This is a genomic window from Escherichia ruysiae (genome assembly GCF_031323975.1).
Classification (GTDB): Bacteria; Pseudomonadota; Gammaproteobacteria; order Enterobacterales; family Enterobacteriaceae; genus Escherichia; species Escherichia ruysiae.
The window spans coordinates 1,956,675-1,981,542 of the sequence record NZ_JAVIWS010000001.1 but is presented as its reverse complement, the minus strand read 5'-3'; the positions used below and the strand labels follow the sequence as shown (position 1 = coordinate 1,981,542).

Sequence of the window (24,868 nt, the reverse complement as noted above, 5' to 3'; positions counted from 1 at the left end):
ATGTCCGTGGAGTCTGATTTTGCTGATTGCAGGGGAGGGTGGCGAGAGGATTTACACAGGCTGACACTTTATACTTTTTGCTTACTGACAAAGCGTACAGGCGCGTTGTAGCGCCTGCCCGATGGGAATTTCATTTGCTGCCGCTGGCGGCCGTATCCAGATGCACAACCGGGTTTTCTGCGAACAGGTAACGGTCGGCGTTGAACTCGAAATCGTCGCTGGTTTCGTTAAATAACATTATCTTGGTGTTTTCCAGATGCTGCCACATTGCCAGCTTAGCGGCATGGGGATCTTTGCGAATTAACGCCTTAAGGATCTGATCGTGGTCATCACACCAGTTATCGACGGTACGGGAATCAATGTGTTCGTGGAGTTTTTTCCAGTACGGGTTATGGCTACGCTGGGTCCACATCTTCTCAACGATGGCTGCCAGGGCTGAGTTCTGCGTCGCCAGGGCAACCTGAATATGGAACTGCAAATCCCACTCGGAATCGCGGAAGCATTGTTCGCCGCGAGCCTGCTCCTGGATGGCCATCAATTTCATGATGTCCTGCTTGGTCACCTGGGTTGCGGCAAACTCGGCAATATTGCTCTCGATAAGCTGGCGAGCCTGTAGCAGTTCAAACGGGCCGTAATTGGCAAATTCCATATTATCGTCAGCCGCCTGCTGATGGCGCGGCTGGTTGGAAACCACGTGAATACCTGAACCTTTACGCACCTCCACATAGCCTTCAACTTCCAGCATGATGATGGCTTCACGAACGACCGTTCGGCTGACGTTTTTTTCATCGGCAATAAAACGTTCGGCGGGCAGTTTATCACCCACCAGATAGACGCCCTGCTCAATGCGCTCTTTCAGGTCAGCAGCAAGTTGTTGGTACAAACGGCGTGGTTCAGAGATTTCCATATGCGTCTCCCGGAATGGAATGCGGACAAAGTTATCATACCACTTTATTTATGGGTATGCCATTGTTCATATATAAATATGGTGATTGAAATAATGTATTTAATTAGCATTGTGAATATTTATAAATTCCTAAAAATTAAGCGTCGATATTGTGAAAATTACTATGTTTCAGTAACTTAATTTTTCGCTTTTTAAATTAATATTAACTAAAAATGCTTTTTTATATTGACTTACAATAAATCTACATTTCTAATGCACTAACTTTTTTGAAACAATTTTGTAAGATCAATTCTATATGGTGGCGAAAATTAAACTCTTATCACGGCTTACGCCGCTTTTATTCGTGTTCGCTCCTTTTTTTGCACAGTCAAATATGACTGTTTATCCTATGGCTGTTTCTATTAATAGTCAGGGTGAAGGCAACGTTCGTGTAATATCTAAAAGTAATGAAGTTCAGTATATCAAGGCGACAGTATTCCGTATCGATAATCCATCGACGCCTCAGGAAAATGAAGTTGAGATTAAATCCGGTGATGCAAATCATCTGGTCGTTATGCCACCCAAATTCGCCTTACCAGCCGGTAGCAGCAAAACCGTGCGCTTTGTCGCAATGGAACCAGAGCAAAAAGAGAAAAATTACCGCGTTAAATTTGAAGCAGTTCCCAGTATTGATGACGTTGCCACAGATAAAAAAGATCTCTCTATGCAGTTAACAGTTAACTTGATTTGGGGGATTGTTGTTAGTGTTCCACCCCAACAACCTATTGCTAAGTTAGAAGTAAATCCTGCCAAAAAATTATTTAATGCAGGGAATCAACGTTTAAAACTTTTAACGATCGCTTATTGCAAAAATAATAGCAAAGATAATTGTAAGATGCAGACCGTAAATAAAAATATCTTCCCTGGTCAGGAAATAAATCTTGAAAGCATATCTGGCCACGACAAGATCGTTGTCAAATATAATAACTGGATCACTAAGGATAATGGCGAGTTTGAGCTGGCGATCCATTAATTATCATTGTCATAAACGAAGGAATAGTAATGAAAAAGGCATTTGCAAAATCTCTTCTGGTAGCAGCGTTATTCTCTGTAGCAGGCTCCGCGTTAGCAGTACAAAAAGATATTACTGTAACAGCTAACGTTGATGCCGCTCTGGATATGACGCAAACCGATAACAGCGCACTGCCGAAAGCAGTTGAAATGCAATATCTGCCGGGTCAGGGTCTGCAATCTTATCAGTTGATGACTAAAATTTGGTCTAACGATGTGACTAAAGACATTAAAATGCAGTTGGTTTCCCCTGCGCAACTGGTTCATAACCTGGACGGCAGCAAAACTGTTCCGCTGACTGTGACCTGGGGTGGTACTGAAATCAAGTCCGATGCCGCTACCACTTTTGAAGCAACCAAAATTTTTGCTTCCGATGCTTTAACCAACGGTTCTTTGGCTAAAAACCTGATGTTTGCTCAGACTACCAAAGGTGTACTGGAAACCGGTATTTACCGTGGTGTGGTAAGCATCTATCTGTCCCAGGATATCTAATCCGGATAACAGAATTAATACGTAATAAAGGGGGGCTTGTCCTCCCTTATTTTAACTATTTTAGTCGTTATTATGGATTTCAGGGTTGCCATGGATAAAAAATTACTGGCTCTTTTGATCCTGGCGAGTCTCAGCCCGGCAAAGGCAGCATTAACTAAAATTCCCGCTGGGTTTGAGGTTATTGCACAGGGACAGCAGGAGTATATTGAAGTCTATTATGCCGGGAAAAGTCTCGGTAAATATTATGCAATGGTTAATCTTGATGCGGTAACATTTCTGGATTCAGCAAGTTTATATAATAAGCTGGAGCTGGATACCAAAGACCAAAAAATCACTCAAGCCGTAAAAGCGAGACTGGCACAACCACTGGCGCGTCATGGTGAACTGGCTTGTGGTTTTGCGCAGACCGATTCAGGATGTGGCTTTCTCAATACCGATTCTGTTGACATTATTTTTAATGATGAAGAGAGTTCCGCCACCCTCTTTCTGAATCCCCAATGGAGTTCCTCGTTAAATTCAAAATCGCTATATTTAAATCCAGACAGAAACGCGATTAATGCATTTATTCATCAGCAGGATATTAACGTGCTGGTGCAGGATGATTACCAATCGTTCTCCATTCAGGGCAATGGTGCGCTGGGTGTCACAGAGAATAGTTATATTGGCGGGCACTGGAATTTCAATGGCTATGAGGCAGAAGATGTCAGCGATAATAATGCTGATGTCAGCGATCTCTATTATCGTTATGATTTTTTACGTCGTTATTATGTGCAGGCGGGGCGAATGGACAACCGCACGCTATTTAATGCACAAGGCGGGAATTTTACTTTTAACTTTCTGCCACTCGGTGCAATCGATGGAATGCGTATCGGGTCAACACTCAGTTATTTAAACCAGGCGCAGAGTCAGCAAGGAACGCCAGTAATGGTCCTGCTTTCGCGCAATTCTCGTGTTGACGCTTATCGTAATGAACAACTTCTGGGATCGTTTTATCTCAATAGTGGTTCGCAATTTATTGATACTGGTTCCTTTCCGCCAGGCAGCTACAGCGTGGCGTTAAAAGTTTATGAGAACAACCAACTCACCCGCACTGAACTTGTCCCTTTTACCAAAACAGGGGGGCTGACGGACGGAAATGCGCAGTGGTTCTTACAGGCCGGTAAAACCACCTCCCAGGCTGCCGATGACGAAAGTTCAGCTTATCAACTGGGTTTTCGCCTGCCGTTACATCCACAATATGAGTTCTACGCAGGGCTGGCGAATGCCGATGATGTGAATGCTTTCGAGTTAGGTAATAACTGGACGGCGGATTTAGGCGGGGTGGGGAATCTTGCCATAGGTGCCAGTCTGTTCCGCAATGACGATGGCGGCAAAGGTGATATGCAGCAGGTTAACTGGAGTAATTCGGGATGGCCGACGCTGGGCTTTTATCGTACCAACTCCGACGGAGATGCTTGTACAACCGACAGCAGAGATAGCTACAACGCCTTAAGCTGTTATGAAAGCATATCCGCTACGATTTCACAGAATCTTATCGGCTGGAACATGATGCTGGGTTATACCCGCACGCAAAATAACACCGACGACAGCTTACGCTGGGACAAACAGCAGAGTTTTGAAAATAACTATCTTCGCCAGACTTCTGCGCAAAGTATTTCTGAAACCGTACAGCTTAGCGCGTCTCGCGCTTTTGTAATGCGTGACTGGATTTTGAGCACTTCTGTCGGGGTTTTCCATCGTAACGACAACGGCGGAGATAACGACGACAACGGATTGTACTTATCGTTTTCGTTATCTGATACACCAACGATGGACAGCAATAATAACAGTCACTCAACCAATGTTTCGACTGACTATCGCTATAGCGATCAGGATGGCGACCAAACTTCATGGCAGTTATCGCATACCTTTTATAACGATTCATTCAGCCATAAAGAACTTGGCGTAACCGTCGGTGGCCTGAACACCGATACCATAAACAGTGCGGTTAATGGTCGTTGGGAAGGGCAGTACGGTAATCTCAACGGCACCGTATCAGACAGTTACGATCGCAAGAACCATGATCATCTTTCTGCCTTTACAGGGTCTTACAGTTCCACACTGGCGGTGAGTCGTTACGGAATTAATCTGGGAGCCAGTGGAACAGATGATCTGCTCGGCGCTGTATTAGTCGATGTAAAAGGATTTACTGAACAGGATGAAGAGAGCCAGGATCTGCAATTCGAAGCTCGGGTTGCGGGCAGCAGAACTCTGCAACTTGGTCAAAGTGACAGTGTGTTGTTCCCCTATGCTGGATTCCAGTCGGGCTTTGTTGACGTCAGGGACAGCAACCAGGGCAACCAGCAGGGAACAACCAATATTATCAATGGCGCGGGAAACCGGGAATTAATGTTGCTGCCCGGTAAGTTACGTTATCGCGAAGTCACTGCCAGCTTTAACTACAACTATATTGGTCGCTTGTTATTGCCAGCATCAGTAGAGAAATTCCCGCTGATTGGTCTGAACAGCACCATGTTATTGGTGGCTGAAGATGGCGGATTTACGCTGGAAATTAGCGGCAATGATAAAGAATTGTATCTGCTTTCCGGACACGAATTCCTTAAATGTCCGCTGACTGTTGTGAAGAAACGCGCCAGCATTCGTTACAGCGGCGATGTGACTTGTAGCGTCGTGAGTTATTCGCAATTGCCAGAGTCGATTCAGGTTCAGGCGCAGTTAAAACAGCCTAAATTACGTGAGAGCGTACAAACGGCGCAAAGGGAGGTTGCACCATGAGAAAGCGATTGATTGCCATACTATTTTGCTTTTTGGGCTCGGTTGCAGGTGTTCAGGCATCGCCCAACGTTACGGCTGAAATTACTTATGATTTGGCAGTCGGCAGGGCAGATTATTACATCTGGAACAAGGAAGAACCCCCTGCTATAAACTACGACACCGCATGGTCAAGTTATCAGTGCAATTTTCCTGATCGACAGCAGATTTGTACACCATCTGGTAATTATTCAAACGTGAAAATTTATATGACAGAAAAGCGCAGTGGTATGCGTTGGCCAGTTAACCTTAAAGGATATACGAATTTTGTGGTCCGCAATCCCGGAGGGGACTGTGATGGCTGGTCGGCGCAATTCCCTTTAGATAGTACAACTACTCGTCGATGTATAGCTAATAGCGGTGCTTATAATGCCAATGTAAAACTGTTAACGCTCTATCTTGAGCAAGCAGAAATGAAAAAATTACCGATTGGTGGCGTCTGGGAAGGTTCCGTTAAAATGCATTTTACCTACCCTGGAGCAGATTATTTTGCGGATATCACGCTTAATACGCTCGATCCCAACCATATCGATATCTTCTTTCCGGAGTTTGCCCACGCCACGCCACGGGTACAGTTGGATCTACACCCGACGGGGAGCGTCAATGGCAGTAACTATGCTCAGGATCTGACCACGCTGGATATGTGCCTGTACGATGGTTTTAACGGCAACGCCATCAGTTATGAAATCCAGCTTAAAGATGAAGGTCGCCCGGCTGCCGGGCGAAGAGATGGCGACTTCTCGATTTATCGTCAGGGAGGAACATCGACAGATGCCTCAGAACGTATTGATTACCGCGTAAAAATGTATAACCCGGAAACGGGCGGGCAAATTGACGTGCGCAATAATGAAAATATGGTCTGGAACAGTATTAACCTGAAGCGCGTTCGTCCGGTTGTACTGCCTGGTATTCGTTACGCTGTTATGTGTGTGCCGACGCCATTAACCCTGGCGGTAGAGAAGTTCAGCGTGATGGATAAGCAGGCCGGGTACTACATGGGTAAACTGTCGGTGGTCTTTACTCCGTCCTTGCCAACTATCAATTAACCCTCCAGGCCGGACAAACGTTCTATATAAACAACGAAGCCGCCTGAACAGGCGGCTTCGACATTAAAACTCACGCTAAGCGTTAATGTTGCGGGGCGGGATCGTTATGTGTTTCCTGCGCCACCTCAATCGCCGGTTTGTTCTGCAATACCGTCCAGATAACCAGCGCGCCTAACAGGTCGAACACTGCCAGCACTGCGAACAGCGGGCTGAAGCCGATGGTGTCAGCCAGAGCACCAACAACCAAGGCAAACAGCGTACTTGCCAGCCATGCGGACATCCCGGTCAGACCGTTTGCCGTTGCCACTTCGTTACGACCGAACACGTCAGAAGAGAGCGTAATCAGTGCGCCAGACAGTGCCTGGTGAGCAAAACCACCGATACACAGCAGCATAATCGCCACATATGGATTGGTGAACAGACCGATCATACCTGGGCCAATCATCAGCACCGCACCCAGCGTGACTACCATCTTACGGGAGACGATCAGGTTCACGCCAAACCAACGCTGGAACAGCGGCGGCAGGTAACCACCGAGGATACAACCGAGGTCAGCAAACAGCATCGGCATCCAGGCGAACATCGCGATCTCTTTCAGGTTAAAGCCGTAAACTTTAAACATGAACAGTGGGATCCACGCGTTGAAAGTCCCCCACGCCGGTTCAGCCAGGAAACGCGGCAGCGCGATACCCCAGAACTGACGGTTACGCAGAATCTGACCAACGGACATTTTCTTCGCCGTGCCAACCTGGTGCTGGGCTTCCTGACCGTTAATAATGTATTCGCGTTCTTCATCAGTCAGATGTTTCTGGTCGCGCGGGTGTTTATAGAAAATCAGCCATGCCATCGCCCAGATAAAGCTCAGCGCACCGGAGATGATAAATGCCATCTGCCAGCTGTGCATCACAATTGCCCATACCACCAGCGGCGGTGCAATCATCGCACCAATTGAAGAACCAACGTTAAAGTAACCTACTGCGATGGAACGCTCTTTCGCCGGGAACCATTCGGAACTGGCTTTCAGACCCGCTGGGATCATTGCTGCTTCAGCAGCACCTACCGCACCACGAGCAATCGCCAGGCCGCCCCAGCTACCTGCCAGCGCGGTAGCGCCACAGAACACAGCCCACAACACGGCAAACATCGCGTAACCGATTTTTGTACCCAGAACATCCAGTACATAACCCGCTACCGGTTGCATGACCGTATAAGCAGCAGAATAAGCTGCGATGATGTAGGAATACTGTTGGGTGGAGATGTTTAACTCTTCCATCAGAGTTGGCGCAGCTGCCGCCACAGTGTTACGCGTCAGGTAACCGAGCACGGTGCCGAGCGTCACCAGTGCGATCATATACCAACGTAACCCTTTAATTTTACGCATGTAAAACCTCATCGTTTTGTTATATCCGCAGTAATCGCGGCCATCATCCCGCCAGAGGCTGAAGATGTTACTTACGACCGGGTAACCGAAAAAAAACCGGCACGCCCCGAACGTTGCCATGAAAGTTTCGTGCTAATTCGGCTTCCGTACCGGTCAATCCAATCCATCCAGAGAATGAATCGGCAATTTGCATTCCGTCGACTTATGATTTGCGACGGCAAAAAGATAACTTGTCATACAACTTTAAAAGGTGAGAGCCATCACAAATGTGCGAATATTTGTAGGGACATTACACGATGATAGCGAGGCCAGTAACGGCGCGGCTTGCAGCGATATTTACCACTTTGAGAGTAATTTTTTTAACTACGTTTATTGATCTAACTCACGAAAATATCTTCTGGCTCTGGAAATTGGTGTGATAACTTTGTCAGCATCGCACCATAAGCAAGCTAGCTCACTCGTTAAGAGGAAGACGATAATGACTCCGTTTATGACTGAAGATTTCCTGTTAGATACTGAATTTGCCCGCCGTCTGTATCACGACTACGCAAAAGACCAGCCGATTTTCGACTACCACTGCCATTTGCCGCCGCAGCAGATTGCAGAAGACTATCGCTTTAAGAATTTGTATGACATCTGGCTGAAAGGCGATCACTACAAATGGCGTGCAATGCGCACCAATGGTGTAGCTGAACGCCTGTGTACCGGTGATGCCTCTGACCGTGAAAAGTTTGACGCCTGGGCGGCGACCGTTCCGCACACTATCGGCAACCCGTTATACCACTGGACGCACCTCGAACTGCGTCGTCCATTCGGTATCACGGGCAAACTGCTGTCTCCGTCGACTGCCGATGAAATCTGGAACGAATGTAACGAACTGCTGGCGCAGGATAACTTCTCCGCGCGCGGCATCATGCAGCAGATGAACGTGAAAATGGTCGGCACCACCGATGACCCGATCGATTCTCTGGAGCATCACGCAGAGATCGCCAAAGACGGCTCTTTCACCATTAAAGTGCTTCCGAGCTGGCGTCCGGATAAAGCCTTCAACATCGAACAGGCGACCTTTAACGACTATATGGCGAAGCTGGGTGAAGTTTCTGATACCGACATTCGCCGCTTTGCAGACCTGCAAACCGCCCTGACCAAACGTCTGGATCACTTCGCCGCTCACGGCTGTAAAGTGTCTGACCACGCGCTGGATGTGGTGATGTTTGCTGAAGCGAACGAAGCGGAACTGGACAGCATTCTGGCACGCCGCCTGGCAGGCGAAACCCTGAGTGAGCACGAAGTGGCACAGTTTAAAACTGCGGTGCTGGTGTTCCTTGGTGCCGAATACGCACGTCGCGGTTGGGTGCAGCAGTACCACATCGGCGCTCTGCGTAATAACAACCTGCGTCAGTTCAAACTGCTGGGGCCGGATGTTGGTTTTGACTCCATCAACGACCGTCCGATGGCGGAAGAGCTGTCTAAACTGCTGAGCAAACAGAACGAAGAAAACCTGCTACCGAAAACCATTCTCTACTGCCTGAACCCGCGCGATAACGAAGTGCTGGGCACCATGATCGGTAACTTCCAGGGCGAAGGTATGCCGGGCAAAATGCAGTTCGGTTCCGGCTGGTGGTTTAACGACCAGAAAGACGGTATGGAACGTCAGATGACCCAACTGGCGCAGCTCGGTCTGCTGAGCCGCTTTGTCGGTATGCTGACTGACAGCCGTAGCTTCCTGTCATACACCCGTCACGAATACTTCCGCCGCATTCTGTGCCAGATGATCGGTCGCTGGGTGGAAGCGGGCGAAGCACCGGCGGACATCAACCTGCTGGGCGAGATGGTGAAAAACATTTGCTTTAACAATGCGCGTGACTATTTCGCCATTGAACTGAACTAAGGTCTGGGGTTGATATGCAATACATCAAGATCCATGCACTGGATAACGTCGCGGTTGCTTTAGCAGATTTGGCGGAAGGCACAGAAGTCAGTGTCGATAACCAAACCGTTACGCTGCGCCAGGATGTCGCTCGAGGACATAAATTTGCGTTAACGGATATCGCAAAAGGGGCCAACGTTATTAAATACGGCCTGCCGATTGGTTATGCACTGGCGGATATTGCGGCGGGGGAACACGTTCACGCCCACAATACGCGCACGAATCTGAGCGATCTGGATCAGTATCGCTATCAACCTGATTTTCACGATCTGCCAGCACAAGCGGCAGATCGTGAAGTGCAGATCTATCGTCGCGCTAACGGCGATGTCGGGGTGCGTAACGAGCTGTGGATCCTGCCAACCGTGGGCTGTGTCAACGGCATCGCGCGGCAGATCCAGAACCGTTTCCTGAAAGAGACCAACAACGCTGAAGGTACTGACGGCGTGTTCCTCTTCAGCCACACCTACGGCTGCTCACAACTGGGTGACGATCACATCAATACCCGCACTATGCTGCAAAACATGGTGCGCCACCCGAACGCAGGTGCGGTGCTGGTGATTGGTCTGGGCTGTGAAAACAATCAGGTCGATGTCTTCCGTGAAACGCTGGGGGACATCGATCCTGAACGCGTTCATTTCATGATCTGCCAGCAGCAGGACGATGAAATCGAAGCCGGGATCGAGCATTTGCATCAGCTGTATAACGTGATGCGCAACGATAAACGCGAGCCAGGCAAACTCAGCGAACTGAAGTTTGGTCTGGAGTGCGGTGGTTCTGATGGTCTTTCTGGTATTACCGCTAACCCGATGCTGGGGCGTTTTTCTGACTACGTGATTGCTAACGGCGGTACTACCGTACTGACCGAAGTGCCGGAGATGTTTGGCGCAGAGCAGTTGCTGATGGATCATTGCCGCGACGAAGCAACGTTTGAAAAACTGGTCACCATGGTCAACGACTTCAAACAGTACTTTATTGCTCATGACCAGCCCATTTACGAAAACCCATCACCGGGGAACAAAGCGGGCGGTATCACCACGCTGGAAGACAAATCACTTGGATGTACCCAGAAAGCGGGTTCCAGTGTCGTGGTTGACGTGCTGCGTTACGGCGAGCGTCTGAAAACGCCGGGGCTGAACTTGTTAAGTGCGCCGGGTAACGATGCCGTAGCGACCAGTGCCCTGGCGGGCGCCGGCTGTCACATGGTGCTGTTCAGTACCGGTCGAGGTACGCCGTATGGTGGTTTTGTGCCGACGGTGAAAATTGCCACCAACAGTGAACTGGCGGCGAAGAAAAAACACTGGATCGACTTTGACGCGGGTCAGTTGATTCACGGAAAAGCGATGCCGCAGTTGCTGGAAGAATTTATCGATACCATCGTTGAGTTTGCCAACGGTAAGCAAACTTGCAACGAGCGTAACGACTTCCGCGAACTGGCGATCTTCAAAAGCGGCGTAACGCTATAAAGTCGAAATGAGTTGTTAATAAAAAACGGCGTTTCATAATGTGAAGCGCCGTTTGCTTTTCCATACCTGTTAAGGATTTATCATGACCGCGTATTGGCTGGCCCAGGGCGTGGGTGTCATCGCCTTTCTGATTGGTATCACTACATTTTTTAACCGTGACGAACGTCGCTTCAAAAAGCAGCTTTCGGTCTATAGCGCCGTTATTGGCGTGCATTTTTTCCTCCTGGGCACTTATCCTGCCGGTGCCAGTGCCATCCTTAATGCTATTCGTACGTTGATTACCTTACGCACGCGCAGCTTATGGGTAATGGCGATATTTATTGTGCTGACTGGCGGAATCGGCCTGGCGAAGTTCCATCATCCTGTTGAACTATTGCCGGTTATTGGCACGATTGTCAGTACCTGGGCGCTGTTCCGCTGTAAAGGGCTGACCATGCGCTGCGTAATGTGGTTTTCAACGTGTTGCTGGGTGATTCACAACTTCTGGGCGGGGTCGATTGGCGGCACGATGATTGAGGGCAGTTTTCTGCTAATGAATGGCCTGAATATCATTCGTTTCTGGCGGATGCAGAAAAGGGGAATTGATCCATTTAAAGTAGAGAAAACCCCTTCCGCCGTTGACGAAAGGGGTTAAACATTAATTACGCAGGGCGCTATTTGCCAGACGCTCGTCTTCTGCCTGGCAAACAGCCGCAGTGAACAGCACGTCAGTTGAAGAGTTCAGTGCGGTTTCGCAAGAGTCCTGCAACACGCCGATGATAAAGCCGACGGCAACCACCTGCATGGCGATATCGTTCGAAATACCGAACATATTACAGGCCAGTGGGATCAGCAGCAGAGAACCCCCCGCCACGCCGGAGGCGCCACAGGCACATAGGGAAGCAACCACGCTCAGCAGCAGCGCCGTAGGCAGATCGACCGGAATACCCAGCGTATTAACCGCAGCAAGCGTCAACACCGTAATGGTGATTGCTGCGCCCGCCATATTGATGGTGGCTCCCAGCGGAATAGAAACGGAATAGGTATCGCGATCCAGATTCAGCTTTTCGCACAGCGCCATATTCACCGGAATGTTCGCCGCAGAGCTGCGGGTGAAGAAGGCATACACGCCGCTTTCGCGCAGGCACAGCAGCACCAGCGGGAACGGGTTACGACGAATTTTCCACCACACCAGCAGTGGGTTAACCACCAGCGCCACCAGCAACATACAGCCAACCAGCACGACCAGCAGTTGCGCGTAGCCCCACAGTGTGGAGAAACCGGTAGTTGCCAGGGTAGAAGAAACCAGACCAAAAATACCGATTGGTGCGAAGCGAATCACCAGTTTCACCATAAAGGTGACGGCATTCGACATATCATTGACCAGGTTTTTGGTGGTTTCGTTACCGTGACGCAGCGCGAAACCGAGGCCAATAGCCCACACCAGAATCCCGATGTAATTACCTTTCAACAGCGCGTCGATGGGGTTGGAAACCATGCTCATTACCAGTCCGCGCATCACTTCCACAATACCTGACGGCGGCGAAATATCGCCTGCGCTACTGGATAAATGCAGGGTAGAAGGGAAGGCGAAGCTGAAAACGACTGCGGCCAGTGCGGCGGAGAAAGTACCCAGCAGATAGAGGAACAGAATAGGGCGGATATTGGTTTTCTGCCCGTGTTGGTGGTTAGCGATGGAAGCCATCACCAACATCAGCACCAGGATGGGTGCTACGGCTTTCAGGGCGCCAACAAATAAAGTGCCTAACAGACCAACAGCTTCAGCCGCCGGTTTTGAGATCCATGCCAGAATAATCCCCAGAACAAGGCCGACCAGGATTTGTTTTACCAGGCTGCCATGAGCCAGACGCCGGAATAGCCCCGGTGAATGTTGCGTAGTCATTTTTCGATCCTTTCATTGTGTTGTCGTACATCCCTGGTACGTTCTTTCGACGCATCTTTCAGGATGTAACAAAGTGTTTGCAAGGTCGAGTATAAGGAAAGTTACAGCTTCGGGAAGCGAAAAATGCTGGATTTTAAAGGGAGGTCATGTTTTGCAACTTAATGGTTACATTTGTTTGACATAAAAATAAAGCCCAACGTGCGGCTTCCAGACTGATGACAACGTCAAAAAAGTACCCGGTCAGTCCCCTCGCCCCTTTTGGGGAGAGGGTTAGGGTGAGGGGAACAGGCCAGCATTGGTGCGAAAAATTACCCTCACCCCGACCCTCTCCCTGGAAGGGAGAGGGAGAAAACGGTGCTCATGTTGATGACAGGGTACACAGCTCAGGCAGATTAAAAATCATTCTACCCGCTGCTTATCATGCCGATAATTCACCCAGGCGTTGATAATAAACGTCATCACCAGAATGCCAAACACCACGCCCAGCGAGACGGCGATCGGAATATGGTAGAAGTCGACAATCAGCATCTTGATACCGATAAACACCAGAATCACCGCCAGACCATATTTGAGCATCGAGAAACGTTCTGCTACGCCTGCCAGCAGGAAATACATCGCACGCAGGCCGAGGATCGCAAACAGGTTTGAGGTCAGCACAATAAACGGATCGGTGGTAACAGCGAAGATAGCCGGAATGCTATCCACGGCGAAAATCACATCGCTCAATTCCACCAGAATCAGCACCAGCATCAGCGGTGTGGCGTACAACAAGCCATTCTTACGCACAAAGAAATGCTCGTTGTCGATGGTGTCGGTCATGCGCAAATGACCGCGCAGCCAGCGCACCAGCGGCTTGTCGCCGATTCCTGATTCATCTTCATGAGCCAGCGCCATCTTCACGCCGGTAAACAGCAGGAATGCACCGAAGATATACAGGATCCAGTCGAACTGCGAAATCAGCCAGCTACCGGTGAAGATCATGACGGTACGCAGAACAATCGCCCCGAGCACGCCATACACCAGCACGCGGCGCTGTAATGCCGCCGGAACAGAGAAATAGCTGAACAACATTAACCAGACGAAGACGTTATCGACCGCCAGCGATTTCTCAATCAGATAACCCGTGAGGAAGGCCAGCGCCTGCGGGTCAGCGACTTCGCGCCCCTGTGTCTGCACCAGATACCACCAGAAAGCGGCGTTAAACAGTAACGACAGCGTCACCCAGACCAGCGACCAGGCCGCAGCCTGTTTCATGGTCATGGCATGTGCCCCACGACGCCCCTGCAACAACAGGTCGATAGCCAGCATAATGGCGACAACAACAGCGAATCCGCCCCATAGCAACGGCGTGCCGACAGTATTCATAGAAGTTCCTTACACATAAAAAAAACGGCCAACGTCGGAAGACGTCAGCCGCTGCTTTTTATGCATAGACCTCGCCTTCCGGCAAGGTCTCACTTACAACAAAAAAGGAATACGTCTGCGTATTCCTTTCGGGTTGCCCGGTGACCGGATGTGGTTTTTCACACATCGTAATGACGATCGACCGGCAATGAAGTTACTCCCCTTTGCAGGTAACAAAGTATGACAGACCATTCAGCCAGTCAATGGTCTGTTACATACCTTTTACACTGTTTTACTTTGGCAATTATAGTTTTACGCTATCTGCCGGAAAAATCACCCCAGTCTGGCGGCGGATCTCGGTCAGCAGTTTGGCAGTGATGCGACTGACCGCCAGCCCTGGATGATCCACCAGATGCTCATCCACCAGGGTAGCGAACAGCTCTGCTTCGTAGAGCATGGTATTAATATGCTGCGGTTGGGTGAGATCCTGCATCTGGCTGCCGCGTGGCACAAAGCAGACTTTCTGGCATTCAGAAAGTTTTTCAATCACCAGCGATCCCGCTTCGCCTTGAATCTCGCTTGCCAGCACAGAATCGCTCACTTTTGAATGCTGCAAGGTGACGCTGAAATCACCGTAATCCATCACCACCACGCCGTGGGCATCTACACCACTTGCCAGCAAACTGGCGGTTGCCTGCACGCTTTTCGGTTCACCAAATAACGCCACCGCCGACGCCAGGCAGTAAAAGCCGATATCCATGATTGAACCGTTAGAGAACGCCGGATTAAAGGTGTTGGGATTCTCACCATCCAGGTAACGCTGATACCGCGAGGAATACTGGCAGTAGTTGAAAAAGACTTTACGCAATTTGCCGACTTTCGGCAGCACCTGGCGTAACAGATGAAAGTTCGGCAGGCTGGCGGTTTTAAATGCCTCAAACAGCACCACCTGATTTTCTCGTGCGCAGGCAATGGCGGCATCCACTTCCGCCAGATTCGACGCCAGCGGCTTCTCGCAAATCACATGAATTTTATGGCTAAGGAAAAGTTGTGTCTGGGAAAAGTGCAGGGCATTCGGGCTGGCAATATACACCGCGTCAATGGCATCGCTTTCCGCCATCGCTTCCAGCGATGTAAACAGATGCTCGACAGAAAAATCATTGGCGAAGTGCTGAGCCTGTTCAAGGCTGCGGGAATAAACGGCGGTTAACTTGTATTTACCGCTCTCATGGGCGGCCTCGACGAACTGACGAGTGATCCAGTTCGTGCCAATCACAGCGAAACGTATCATAACGCGTGGATACTCCATAAAGGGATTCTGTCGTCAATGTAGCACGCCTTTTTCATCTTCGACGTGCGCAGATACGCATTATTCTTTCGCCGGACAGCCATGCTCACTAAACGGCCCAATCATGACCGATGGCCCGAGATATTTCGGCTGGCGATGGAGGATTTTCGCGTCAATCAACGCACTGACACGAGCGAGTTTCTCCCGCAGTTGAGTATAAAAGCCGTGCTTCATATTGAGGTCTGGCGCGTTAAACCCGATAGCGTCGATACCGTACTGTTTTGCCAGCCAGATGGCGCGTTGGTTATGAAATTCTTGCGAAATAATGGTGATATGGTTTTCCCCAAACACCTTTTTGGCACGCACTACCGAATCCAGCGTTGAGAATCCGGCATAGTCGCAGAAGATCACTTTCGCCGGTACGCCTTTAGCGATCAAGGCCTGCTGCATGCCTGATGCTTCATCGTAATTTTTACGTCCGTTATCGCCACTTACCAGCAGCCATTTCACTTTTCCGGCATGGTACAACGCTGCTGCGGTATCAATGCGTCGGGTAAAGTAGCGATTACCCGGTCTCGCCCCCAGCAATAAACCCACGTTACGCGCCGGAACGGCGTTGATATCGCTCCAGGTCAGCTGCTTGCTGGCGGTGACCATTGCGCGATCGGCGATAAAAATGGTCGCTCCTGCCACAAGCAACAATAAACAGGCAATTTTAAGAGTCCGGCGAGAAAAACAAACGCGGCGAAGAAGGCGAGCAAATGCGCGCAGCATGGTCGTTATCCTTAACGAAAAGAGGGGGCGTCGATTTTAGGCGTTAATGGTTGAAAATATAACGTCTGGCATCATTTTCAGATTTTGTCCTGCTCAAGCGACAACTGCGTTAGCCACAGCCGGGTGTCAAACTCAAGCTGGTGGTACTGCGGTTCCATATGGCAACACAATTGATAGAACGCTTTGTTGTGCTCTTTCTCTTTCAGATGCGCCAGTTCATGGACGACGATCATACGTAAAAACGGTTCCGGCGCGTTGCGAAACACGGTAGCGACGCGGATCTCTGCTTTCGCTTTCAGCTTGCCGCCCTGCACACGAGAAACAGCGGTATGTAACCCGAGCGCGTTTTTTAGCACATGGATCTTGTTGTCATACATCACTTTATTGATCGGCGGGGCATTGCGCAGAAACTGATTTTTCAGATCCTGGGTATATTGCCAGAGGGCTTTATCGGTGGCGTAGTCGTGCGTTCCCGGATAGCGTTTTGCCAGCACATCGCCCAGACGTTGTTCATTAATCAGCGTGCGCACCTGGGAAAGTAGCTGCTCGGGATAACCCTGAAGATAAGTAAGATTGCTCATAACCGCCCACGAAAAAGAGAAAAAGGGTATACTCACGCACCCTTTTCAGGGGCAACGTCGAAATTTTATCATTCAGGAGGGCCGATGAGCCACTTAGACAACGGTTTCCGTTCACTGACACTACAACGTTTTCCGGCGACGGATGACGTTAACCCGCTACAGGCGTGGGAAGCGGCGGATGAATATCTGCTGCAACAGTTGGACGACACAGAAATCTGCGGCCCGGTGTTGATCCTGAATGATGCTTTTGGCGCATTAAGCTGTGCGCTGGCAGAACATAAGCCGTACAGCATTGGCGACTCGTATATCAGCGAACTGGCAACGCGCGAGAATTTACGTCTCAACGGGATTGATGAGTCGAGTGTGAAGTTTCTCGACAGCACTGCCGACTACCCGCAACAGCCGGGTGTGGTGCTGATCAAAGTACCGAAAACACTGGCATTGCTGGAACAGCAACTGCGTGCGCTGCGCAAAGTGGTCACGTCGGATACGCGTATTATTGCCGGTGCCAAAGCCCGTGACATTCACACTTCCACGCTGGAACTGTTCGAAAAAGTGCTCGGCCCGACCACCACCACGCTGGCATGGAAAAAAGCGCGCCTGATTAATTGCACTTTCAACGAGCCGACGCTGGCCGATGCGCCGCAGACCGTTAGCTGGAAGCTGGAAGGTACTGACTGGACTATCCACAATCACGCGAATGTCTTCTCCCGCACCGGGCTGGATATTGGCGCGCGCTTCTTTATGCAGCATCTGCCGGAGAACCTCGAAGGTGAGATTGTCGATCTCGGCTGTGGTAACGGCGTTATTGGCCTGACATTGCTCGATAAAAACCCGCAGGCGAAAGTGGTGTTTGTCGATGAATCACCGATGGCGGTTGCTTCCAGCCGTTTGAATGTAGAAACCAACATGCCAGAGGCGTTGGATCGCTGCGAGTTTATGATCAACAACGCGCTCTCCGGCGTGGAGCCTTTCCGCTTTAATGCTGTGCTCTGCAACCCGCCGTTTCATCAGCAACATGCGCTGACCGATAACGTCGCCTGGGAGATGTTCCACCACGCCCGCCGCTGCCTGAAAATCAACGGTGAGCTGTATATCGTTGCCAACCGCCATCTGGATTACTTCCATAAACTGAAGAAAATTTTCGGCAACTGCACCACTATTGCTACGAATAATAAATTTGTGGTGCTGAAAGCGGTGAAGCTGGGGCGTCGTCGGTAAGATTGGCAACTACCTGCCGGATGCGGCGCATCCGGCAATGCTGCTCATTTCTGGAATCTCGCTTCCATAAAACAAAAAATCCCTGTCACCGCCCCCTGCATTCTCTTGTTTGGCATTTCTCAACGTTTATTCTTCCGTCATACAGATAAATTCATTCGTTGCCAATCTGTCAACGAATGTTATCATATTGCCAATTTGTCAACGGACATGATGAAGAATGCACCTGATCACTCAAAAAGCACTGAAAGATGCTGCGGAAAAATACCCGCAACACAAAACGGAGCTGGTGGCTTTGGGGAACACGATTGCTAAGGGATATTTCAAAAAACCTGAGTCATTAAAAGCAGTGTTCCCATCTCTGGATAACTTCAAATATCTGGATAAGCATTATGTTTTCAATGTCGGGGGCAATGAATTACGTGTTGTCGCAATGGTCTTTTTTGAATCGCAAAAGTGCTACATACGCGAAGTTATGACGCACAAAGAATACGATTTCTTTACCGCCATTCATCGTACTAAGGGGAAAAAATGATTGCGATTGCCGACATCTTGCAGGCGGGAGAAAAGCTAACTGCTGTGGCACCTTTTCTGGCGGGTATCCAGAACGAAGAACAATACGCCCAGGCGCTGGAACTGGTCGATCATCTGCTGCTTAACGATCCTGAAAATCCCTTGCTGGATCTGGTGTGTGCCAAAATAACCGCGTGGGAAGAATCAGCGCCCGAATTTGCTGAATTTAATGCCATGGCTCAAGCCATGCCAGGTGGTGTTGCTGTGATTCGTACCCTGATGGATCAATACGGTTTAACCCTTTCCGATCTGCCGGAAATTGGTAGCAAGTCGATGGTGTCACGCGTTTTGAACGGGAAGAGGAAATTAACGCTGGAACACGCTAAAAAACTGGCAGCGCGATTCGGTATTTCTCCCGCCTTGTTTATTGATTAATGCAACTGCCGGATGCGGCATGAACGCAGCATCCGGCACGTCAAATAACGATTTAAATCTCCAGTGCAAGCCGTGTTCCCTGGGCAATCGCTCGGCGTGCGTCCAGCTCCATAGCCACGTCGCAGCCGCCAATCAAATGCACGGTTTTCCCGCTATCAATCAGCGGTTGCGCCAGCGCGCGGTTTGGCTCTTGCCCTGCGCAGATCACCACATTGTCCACGGCTAATACCTGTGTTTCGCCGTTGATCACCACATGCAGCCCGTCATCGTCGATCTTCTGATAACTTACGCCTGGGATCATTTTCACTCCGCGCGAGAGTAGGGTAGTGCGATGGATCCAGCCGGTGGTTTTGCCTAACCCCTGTCCCGGTTTGCTGGCTTTGCGCTGGAGCATCACAATCTGCCGTGGGCTACGAGGGATCTGCATTCCCTGCGGGCTTAAGCCACCAGCCTGTTGTAGGCTGCTGTCGATCCCCCACTCATTACAGAACCCGGCGATATTCTGGCTGGTGGATTCGCCCGGCTGACTCAAATACATCGCCGTGTCAAAGCCAATCCCACCACAACCGATGATGGCAACTTTGTCGCCCACCGGCGCTTTGTCGCGCAGTACATCGAGATAACTCAATACATTCGGATGATCGATCCCGTCGATAGGCGGAATGCGCGGTACGATCCCGCTAGCGAGGATCGTTGCATCGAACGACTGTAACTGATCCGCCGTCACGGTGTGATTGAGTTTCAGCGTCACGCCTGTTACTTCGATCATCCGCCGGTAGTAACGCAGCGTTTCGTAAAACTCCTCTTTGCCGGGGATCTGTTTGGCGATATTAAACTGACCGCCGATCTCACTGTGCGCATCAAACAACGTTACCTGATGACCACGCGCCGCCGCGTTAATGGCAAACGCCAGCCCCGCCGGACCGGCACCGACCACCGCCAGATTTTTTTTCTGCACGGCAGGAAGGATCGGCATTTTGGTTTCGTGGCAGGCGCGAGGATTCACCAGGCACGAGGTGACTTTGCCAACGAAGATCTGATCGAGACAGGCCTGATTGCAGCCAATGCAGGTGTTGATCTCATCGGCTCGCCCTGATTGCGCTTTTGACAGCAGCTCCGCATCAGCGAGAAACGGTCGCGCCATCGACACCATGTCCGCATCACCGCGCGAGAGAATGTCGTCGGCAACCTGCGGATCGTTAATCCGGTTGGTGGTCACCAGCGGCAGCGAGACGTGGCCTTTCAGTTGGCGCGTGACCCAGCTAAAGGCACCGCGCGGCACGGGCGTGGCGATGGTCGGAATACGCGCTTCATGCCAGCCAATGCCAGTATTAATAATGGTTGCGCCAGCCGCTTCAATGGCCTGCGCCAGATCTACCGTTTCGGCAAAAGTACCGCCGCCTTCGACCAGGTCGAGCATCGACAGGCGGTAGATAATAATGAAGTCGTTGCCGACGCGTTCGCGCACCGCACGCACTACTTCTACGGCAAACCGCATCCGGTTGTGGTAATCGCCGCCCCACTGGTCACTACGCTGATTGGTGCGCAGCGTCAGAAATTCGTTGATCAAATACCCTTCGGAACCCATCACTTCGACGCCATCGTATCCGGCCTCCCGCGCCAGTTGCGCGCAGCGGGCGAAATTGTCGATCAGCTGCAGGATCTCTTCATGGCTTAACTCATGGGGAACGAAACGGTTGATGGGAGCCTGCAATGCGGACGGGGCGACCAGATGCGGCTGGTAGCTGTAGCGCCCGGTATGCAAAATTTGCAGGGCGATTTTGCCGCCTTCCTGATGCACCGCTTCAGTAATGGTGCGATGGTGCGGGATCTGGCTGACGTCATTGAGCATTGCGCCGCCTTCCATCCCTACACCTGTGAAATCTGGCGCAATGCCGCCGCTGACAATCAGCGCCACGCCGTGACGGGCGCGTTCAGCATAAAACGCCGCCAGCCGTTCAGCGCCGTCCGGGTATTCTTCCAGCCCGGTGTGCATTGAGCCCATTAACACGCGGTTTTTTAACGTGGTGAAGCCTAAATCAAGCGGGGCGAACAGCGACGGGTAGCTCATAAAATTGTCCAGTATGTAAAATAATTGTTATGTGGTCGGATGAGTTCTAATTTAGCCGTCGCCGGGGAAAAGGGAAAAGGGGAATGCGGGGTTTGTGATGGGATTCAAAAAGAATACGCCCGGGGGTAATGCCGGATGCGACGCTTGCTGCGTTTTATCCGACCTGGGGGAACGTACATGTAGGGCGGATAAGGCGTTTACGCCGCATCCGCCAGCCGTTGAAAATTACTGCTTACGGAAAAAATCGTTATACAACATATACAAATGCGCGGCACTCCAGGAGAAATTGGGTGCCCCTTGCTGCGCGCCGGTCAGCGGATTGTAATTCTCCTGAATCGGACCATCGGCGGTTAATCCTTTGGCGTGCTGGAAGAACGCATCCGCCAGTTTCAGGGCATCATCGCGATAACCGTAACGTTCCATCCCTTTCAGACCAAACCAGAACTGATCCACCCATACGCGCCCACGCCAGTAGATATCCGCGCCAAAGGCCGGGTTGGTTAACGCTGCCGTTCCCAGCGGGACAAAGGTGTTGAACTCTTTAGTGTCCAGCATCACCTTCACCACCGCGTCGGCATTGGCCTGCGTTGCCGCACCGTTAAACAGCGGCGACCAGCCTTCCGGCCCTTTACCGCGCTCGACTATCGGTTTGCCCGCGCAGCCGTTCGCCAGCGGTTTATCTTCAATGCGCACGTCATAGTAGAACTGTGTAGTCGGGTCGAACATACAGGTGTTGATGTAGTCCGCGAGCTGCTGTGCCAACTGACGATAGCGTTTGGCCTCTTCCGGCTTTCCGAGGATGGTTGCCATCTCCGCCAGATAATGGTTATCGCTGTACATATAGCTGGCCTGATCCACCGACTCCTGCAATAGCGAGTAGCCCAGCAACGTTCCGTCCTGACTGCGGTTTTCGGCGAATTTCACCGTCCAGTCGCTACGTTTGCCGCCGTTAGCGACATATTTATCCAGCTGTTCTTTGTCGATAAACCCAAAGACGGCGGCGTCATCACGCCCCGATTCCCACGACGCAGCGACCTGTGCCGGAATTTCCAGACTGTCATACTGGCCTTTCTCCACCACGCGGGCGTAGTTGTTCAGGCCAGACTGCGTCTCTTCTTTGTCGCCTTTTTTCACCGTAAACAGCATCTCACCGCTCTCGGTGTTGTGGGCTTTATCGCGGGTCGCGCCATATTCCGGCACGCCGTTGCCGTTATGATCGCGGTTACGTAACCACCAGTCGTGATAGGCCACCAGTTTCGGGTACATCTCTGTCAGCCAGGCTTTATCCTGGGTGACGTTATACACTTCCATCACCGACCAGGCGGCAAGGCTGGGTTTGGTGTTACGTTCGTTCCAGTTGCCGCCATCACCGCCACGCTCGGGGCTAAGGTTCCACGCAATCAGGTCGGGGACAAAGCCCACATCCTGCGGACGCACGCTATCGCCAGGCTGGATCTGCCAGGAGAAGACCGCGCGGATATTCTCTTTGGCGATGTCCGGATTGAAATGCGCCATCGCAAACGCCTGCTTCCAGGTATCCCACGGCCAGGTCTGATTGCCGGAGAACCAGCGCCCGGTTACCGACGGCGTAACGGTGTTATATTTCACCGCACCGCCAGGCGAGCGCCAGTTACCGTTAAGCGTTTCGATTGCTTTCACCGCGACGCGCGTCTGTTCCGGCGTCGCATCCGGGTTGGTTAACCCTTTCTTCAGATACTCTTCCCAGCGTTGCTGCGAGGCGGTGAGATAAAACGCCGGACGTGCCAGAATATCGCGGATTTGCATCTGCTCTTTGCTAACTTCCTGGGCGGTCAGCAGATGGGAATAGGTGGTATATAGCGTCGTTGAACCGTTGATATGTGCCTTACTGGTAAAGCGATTACCGTTGATTTCAGTCTGCACCGGCAGGGATTTATGTACCTGATATTCCGATTCGCCGGAGGTCAGCAGATCCCAGGTGGCGCGCACTTTGCCAAAGGTGACTTTCAGGCCATCACGGGTGGCGCTGATTTTGCGTTGATAGTCAGGATATTCGCCAGCAATGGTTTTATCGGAAAGCGGTTTCCCTTCTTTTGCTTCCAGTTTTTCCAGCAGCTCGCCATCCCACACCAGATCCAGCGGTTTATCGCTGGTGATTTTGGTTTCCAGTAGTGACGTGCGCGGCGTGGCGAAGCGCAGAGTCATTTCGACCTGCACTTCTTTTGCTGTCAGTTTTTGCACCAGCGCGCCGGGGATACTGTATGCCTCCAGCGTGAAGTTGACTTTCTTGCCGTCCTGCCAGACGGTCAGGCGGTCGAAATTGCTGGCCATAAAGTTGATGTACTCTTCCGTCAGCAGCGCAACGCCCGGAAAACCGCCCATGGTGTTCGGGCCGTCTGGCAACAGATGACCATGCCAGGCTCCGAGATCGAAAAACGGATTAAAACGCTGGTGATCGTCGTAATCGTAATCCTTCATGTACTGCGGCGCGCCAGTACGGTTAATCACGTTTTTATAATTGTCGGCGTTAGCGGCATGGGCGGAAAAGCTCATCAGCAGAGCACAGGCTACTGGCGTTAAAATAGTTTTGATTTTCATGAAATTACAGTCCTTATTACCAGTAAAAATATTGCATCAGGAAGAGTTGGTCGCTGGGATCGTGAGAGGCATTTTTCATGTAGAAGCGGCTATCAAAAGCCGTTGCAAAACGTCCGCCGCCGTATTCGTACCAGATACCAAACTGCATGAAAGAGGTGGTTTCATCGTCAGCGTGGTCAGGGCGATGTTTAGCGTAGGTGTAAGCGGTGGAGAGATAAACGCCCTTTAACGCTTCATACATGGCGCTCACCATCATCCCACTTTCGCTTCCCGGTACGTCCAGCCCGTCGGCGCGTCCGGTATGGTGCCAGGCGCGAGCGGCAAAGTTAGGGGTAAGCAGACCCGTGAGATAGAGTTGTCCTGTACCGTCGGTAATTTCCAGACCGTTCATCCAGGTGACGCCTTCGGCAAGGTCATACTGGATGTAACCGTTCATCATTGCCGGATAGGTGTATTTGTCGTCGTAGCGATCGTATTTGCCAAAATGCAGCCAGGCTTTGCTTTCGTCATGATGTCCGGCAGGTGTGGCGGTGACGCTATAGCGGAAGTTGCCGGTTAAGTTCTGCACCTTCAGCGCGGTCATAATGTCGCGGGTATTGGGAATGACGTAGCCCAGATCGGGGGTGAAGTCGCCCCACCATTGCAGGTCATCCAGCGAGGAATCCTGGCGCAGACTGAGCATGATTTCGGTGCCATCGTTGGTACGATAACCGCCATAAAAACGGTTAATCCCACCTTCAAAACCGCCCCAGCTATGGTCAGGCACCCAGGCATTGCCGTCGTGGTCGGCCTGCACGGTCCAACCTTCGCCGTAAATCAGGCCGAACCAGGAGCCGTACTTCATCTCCAGGCCACCTTCAATATAAGTGCCGTCGCTGTATTTATGTTTATTCTCGCCCTCTAAATCCATATACCCACCAACCCCTAATTCACCATAAAAACGAAATGAAGGAGAAGACGTCGAGGTAATGGCGGGTGTTTTTGTGTCGTCATGTTCTGCCGGACGTGCTTCATCAGCGGCCGCAGAAAAGGCGTAGCAAAACGGCAGAACAAGTAATGCTCTGCATGGTGCAGTAATTAATTTCATTGTGTTAATCCATGAGCT

20 protein-coding genes are annotated in these 24,868 nt (G+C 50.9%); 10 read left to right on the top strand and 10 right to left on the bottom strand.

Going from position 1 to position 24,868, the window contains the following annotated elements; translation table 11 throughout:
- Positions 1–130 precede the first annotated feature (130 nt).
- The gene (gene exuR, locus RGV86_RS09690; protein WP_000406033.1) at positions 131–907 is read right to left on the bottom strand and encodes a transcriptional regulator ExuR; all 777 of its coding nucleotides are present in this window, start codon (positions 905–907) and stop codon (positions 131–133) included.
- 295 nt (positions 908–1,202) lie between these two features.
- Between exuR and RGV86_RS09685 the strand changes: the two genes are divergently transcribed.
- The 4 genes from RGV86_RS09685 to RGV86_RS09670 all read left to right on the top strand — a co-directional run bounded on the left by RGV86_RS09685 (position 1,203) and on the right by RGV86_RS09670 (position 6,306).
- Entirely contained in the window at positions 1,203–1,919 is a 717-nt protein-coding gene (locus tag RGV86_RS09685) for a fimbria/pilus periplasmic chaperone (protein ID WP_085461219.1), read from the top strand.
- 29 nt (positions 1,920–1,948) lie between these two features.
- The gene (locus tag RGV86_RS09680; RefSeq protein WP_000708860.1) at positions 1,949–2,449 is read left to right on the top strand and encodes a CS1 type fimbrial major subunit; all 501 of its coding nucleotides are present in this window, start codon (positions 1,949–1,951) and stop codon (positions 2,447–2,449) included.
- Between the two features lie 90 nt (positions 2,450–2,539).
- Positions 2,540–5,224 (top strand): TcfC E-set like domain-containing protein, encoded by a 2,685-nt coding sequence (locus RGV86_RS09675; RefSeq protein WP_085461218.1) that lies wholly within the window; start codon positions 2,540–2,542, stop codon positions 5,222–5,224.
- The gene (locus RGV86_RS09670) at positions 5,221–6,306 is read left to right on the top strand and encodes a CblD like pilus biogenesis initiator family protein (protein WP_085461217.1); all 1,086 of its coding nucleotides are present in this window, start codon (positions 5,221–5,223) and stop codon (positions 6,304–6,306) included. Before RGV86_RS09675 ends, RGV86_RS09670 begins: the two co-directional genes overlap by 4 nt.
- 82 nt (positions 6,307–6,388) lie before the next feature.
- On the opposite strand, the gene exuT is transcribed toward RGV86_RS09670, so the two are convergent.
- Positions 6,389–7,687 (bottom strand): hexuronate transporter ExuT, encoded by a 1,299-nt coding sequence (exuT, locus tag RGV86_RS09665; RefSeq protein ID WP_024165155.1) that lies wholly within the window; start codon positions 7,685–7,687, stop codon positions 6,389–6,391.
- 478 nt (positions 7,688–8,165) lie between these two features.
- On the opposite strand from exuT, the gene uxaC reads away from it, so the two are divergent.
- The 3 genes from uxaC to RGV86_RS09650 all read left to right on the top strand — a co-directional run bounded on the left by uxaC (position 8,166) and on the right by RGV86_RS09650 (position 11,714).
- Positions 8,166–9,578, top strand: a complete 1,413-nt coding sequence (uxaC, locus tag RGV86_RS09660) for a glucuronate isomerase (protein WP_000187442.1) — start codon at positions 8,166–8,168, stop codon at positions 9,576–9,578.
- Between the two features lie 14 nt (positions 9,579–9,592).
- On the top strand, positions 9,593–11,080 hold the full coding sequence (gene uxaA / locus RGV86_RS09655) for an altronate dehydratase (protein ID WP_085461216.1): 1,488 nt from the start codon (positions 9,593–9,595) through the stop codon (positions 11,078–11,080).
- Between the two features lie 82 nt (positions 11,081–11,162).
- Complete coding sequence (locus tag RGV86_RS09650; RefSeq protein ID WP_000128138.1) at positions 11,163–11,714, top strand: YgjV family protein; 552 nt, start codon at positions 11,163–11,165, stop codon at positions 11,712–11,714.
- A gap of 3 nt (positions 11,715–11,717) precedes the next feature.
- Here RGV86_RS09650 and sstT read toward each other — a convergent pair whose 3' ends face one another.
- From sstT to RGV86_RS09625, 5 genes are all read right to left on the bottom strand, one after another.
- Positions 11,718–12,962 (bottom strand): serine/threonine transporter SstT, encoded by a 1,245-nt coding sequence (sstT, locus tag RGV86_RS09645; RefSeq protein ID WP_000211391.1) that lies wholly within the window; start codon positions 12,960–12,962, stop codon positions 11,718–11,720.
- Positions 12,963–13,361: 399 nt separating this feature from the next.
- Entirely contained in the window at positions 13,362–14,327 is a 966-nt protein-coding gene (gene alx / locus RGV86_RS09640; protein WP_001098822.1) for a TerC family membrane protein Alx, read from the bottom strand.
- 283 nt (positions 14,328–14,610) lie between these two features.
- The gene (locus tag RGV86_RS09635) at positions 14,611–15,597 is read right to left on the bottom strand and encodes a Gfo/Idh/MocA family protein (RefSeq protein ID WP_085461303.1); all 987 of its coding nucleotides are present in this window, start codon (positions 15,595–15,597) and stop codon (positions 14,611–14,613) included.
- A gap of 78 nt (positions 15,598–15,675) precedes the next feature.
- Positions 15,676–16,368 (bottom strand): SanA/YdcF family protein, encoded by a 693-nt coding sequence (locus RGV86_RS09630; RefSeq protein ID WP_085461215.1) that lies wholly within the window; start codon positions 16,366–16,368, stop codon positions 15,676–15,678.
- 77 nt (positions 16,369–16,445) lie between these two features.
- Positions 16,446–16,949: a M48 metallopeptidase family protein gene (locus RGV86_RS09625; RefSeq protein WP_065227709.1), complete on the bottom strand. Its 504-nt coding sequence runs from the start codon at positions 16,947–16,949 to the stop codon at positions 16,446–16,448.
- 84 nt (positions 16,950–17,033) lie between these two features.
- On the opposite strand from RGV86_RS09625, the gene rlmG reads away from it, so the two are divergent.
- The 3 genes from rlmG to higA all read left to right on the top strand — a co-directional run bounded on the left by rlmG (position 17,034) and on the right by higA (position 19,115).
- The gene (rlmG, locus tag RGV86_RS09620; protein WP_085461214.1) at positions 17,034–18,170 is read left to right on the top strand and encodes a 23S rRNA (guanine(1835)-N(2))-methyltransferase RlmG; all 1,137 of its coding nucleotides are present in this window, start codon (positions 17,034–17,036) and stop codon (positions 18,168–18,170) included.
- Positions 18,171–18,387: 217 nt separating this feature from the next.
- Complete coding sequence (higB, locus tag RGV86_RS09615) at positions 18,388–18,702, top strand: type II toxin-antitoxin system toxin HigB (protein ID WP_000550188.1); 315 nt, start codon at positions 18,388–18,390, stop codon at positions 18,700–18,702.
- Positions 18,699–19,115, top strand: coding sequence for a type II toxin-antitoxin system antitoxin HigA (gene higA / locus RGV86_RS09610; RefSeq protein WP_000560254.1), 417 nt, complete (start codon positions 18,699–18,701; stop codon positions 19,113–19,115). The genes higB and higA overlap by 4 nt, the downstream gene beginning before the upstream one ends.
- A gap of 52 nt (positions 19,116–19,167) precedes the next feature.
- Here the strand turns inward: higA and fadH are convergent, their stop codons facing one another.
- From fadH to ygjJ, 3 genes are all read right to left on the bottom strand, one after another.
- Entirely contained in the window at positions 19,168–21,186 is a 2,019-nt protein-coding gene (gene fadH / locus RGV86_RS09605; RefSeq protein WP_085461213.1) for an NADPH-dependent 2,4-dienoyl-CoA reductase, read from the bottom strand.
- Positions 21,187–21,411: 225 nt separating this feature from the next.
- Positions 21,412–23,763: an alpha-glucosidase gene (gene ygjK / locus RGV86_RS09600; RefSeq protein ID WP_085461212.1), complete on the bottom strand. Its 2,352-nt coding sequence runs from the start codon at positions 23,761–23,763 to the stop codon at positions 21,412–21,414.
- 16 nt (positions 23,764–23,779) lie between these two features.
- Positions 23,780–24,850, bottom strand: a complete 1,071-nt coding sequence (gene ygjJ, locus RGV86_RS09595) for a protein YgjJ (RefSeq protein WP_085461211.1) — start codon at positions 24,848–24,850, stop codon at positions 23,780–23,782.
- Positions 24,851–24,868 lie beyond the last annotated feature (18 nt).

What these genes read in the sequence shown, in the direction of transcription:
- RGV86_RS09675 (WP_085461218.1), top strand. Translation starts at nt 2,540, where the DNA reads ATGGATAAAAAATTACTGGCTCTTTTGATCCTGGCGAGTCTCAGCCCG.
- RGV86_RS09635 (WP_085461303.1), bottom strand. Translation starts at nt 15,597, where the DNA reads ATGATACGTTTCGCTGTGATTGGCACGAACTGGATCACTCGTCAGTTC.
- RGV86_RS09630 (WP_085461215.1), bottom strand. Translation starts at nt 16,368, where the DNA reads ATGCTGCGCGCATTTGCTCGCCTTCTTCGCCGCGTTTGTTTTTCTCGC.
- fadH (WP_085461213.1), bottom strand. Translation starts at nt 21,186, where the DNA reads ATGAGCTACCCGTCGCTGTTCGCCCCGCTTGATTTAGGCTTCACCACG.
- RGV86_RS09680 (WP_000708860.1), top strand. Translation starts at nt 1,949, where the DNA reads ATGAAAAAGGCATTTGCAAAATCTCTTCTGGTAGCAGCGTTATTCTCT.
- sstT (WP_000211391.1), bottom strand. Translation starts at nt 12,962, where the DNA reads ATGACTACGCAACATTCACCGGGGCTATTCCGGCGTCTGGCTCATGGC.
- RGV86_RS09685 (WP_085461219.1), top strand. Translation starts at nt 1,203, where the DNA reads ATGGTGGCGAAAATTAAACTCTTATCACGGCTTACGCCGCTTTTATTC.
- alx (WP_001098822.1), bottom strand. Translation starts at nt 14,327, where the DNA reads ATGAATACTGTCGGCACGCCGTTGCTATGGGGCGGATTCGCTGTTGTT.
- RGV86_RS09670 (WP_085461217.1), top strand. Translation starts at nt 5,221, where the DNA reads ATGAGAAAGCGATTGATTGCCATACTATTTTGCTTTTTGGGCTCGGTT.
- higA (WP_000560254.1), top strand. Translation starts at nt 18,699, where the DNA reads ATGATTGCGATTGCCGACATCTTGCAGGCGGGAGAAAAGCTAACTGCT.
- exuR (WP_000406033.1), bottom strand. Translation starts at nt 907, where the DNA reads ATGGAAATCTCTGAACCACGCCGTTTGTACCAACAACTTGCTGCTGAC.
- uxaC (WP_000187442.1), top strand. Translation starts at nt 8,166, where the DNA reads ATGACTCCGTTTATGACTGAAGATTTCCTGTTAGATACTGAATTTGCC.
- RGV86_RS09650 (WP_000128138.1), top strand. Translation starts at nt 11,163, where the DNA reads ATGACCGCGTATTGGCTGGCCCAGGGCGTGGGTGTCATCGCCTTTCTG.
- higB (WP_000550188.1), top strand. Translation starts at nt 18,388, where the DNA reads ATGCACCTGATCACTCAAAAAGCACTGAAAGATGCTGCGGAAAAATAC.
- exuT (WP_024165155.1), bottom strand. Translation starts at nt 7,687, where the DNA reads ATGCGTAAAATTAAAGGGTTACGTTGGTATATGATCGCACTGGTGACG.
- uxaA (WP_085461216.1), top strand. Translation starts at nt 9,593, where the DNA reads ATGCAATACATCAAGATCCATGCACTGGATAACGTCGCGGTTGCTTTA.
- rlmG (WP_085461214.1), top strand. Translation starts at nt 17,034, where the DNA reads ATGAGCCACTTAGACAACGGTTTCCGTTCACTGACACTACAACGTTTT.
- ygjK (WP_085461212.1), bottom strand. Translation starts at nt 23,763, where the DNA reads ATGAAAATCAAAACTATTTTAACGCCAGTAGCCTGTGCTCTGCTGATG.
- ygjJ (WP_085461211.1), bottom strand. Translation starts at nt 24,850, where the DNA reads ATGAAATTAATTACTGCACCATGCAGAGCATTACTTGTTCTGCCGTTT.
- RGV86_RS09625 (WP_065227709.1), bottom strand. Translation starts at nt 16,949, where the DNA reads ATGAGCAATCTTACTTATCTTCAGGGTTATCCCGAGCAGCTACTTTCC.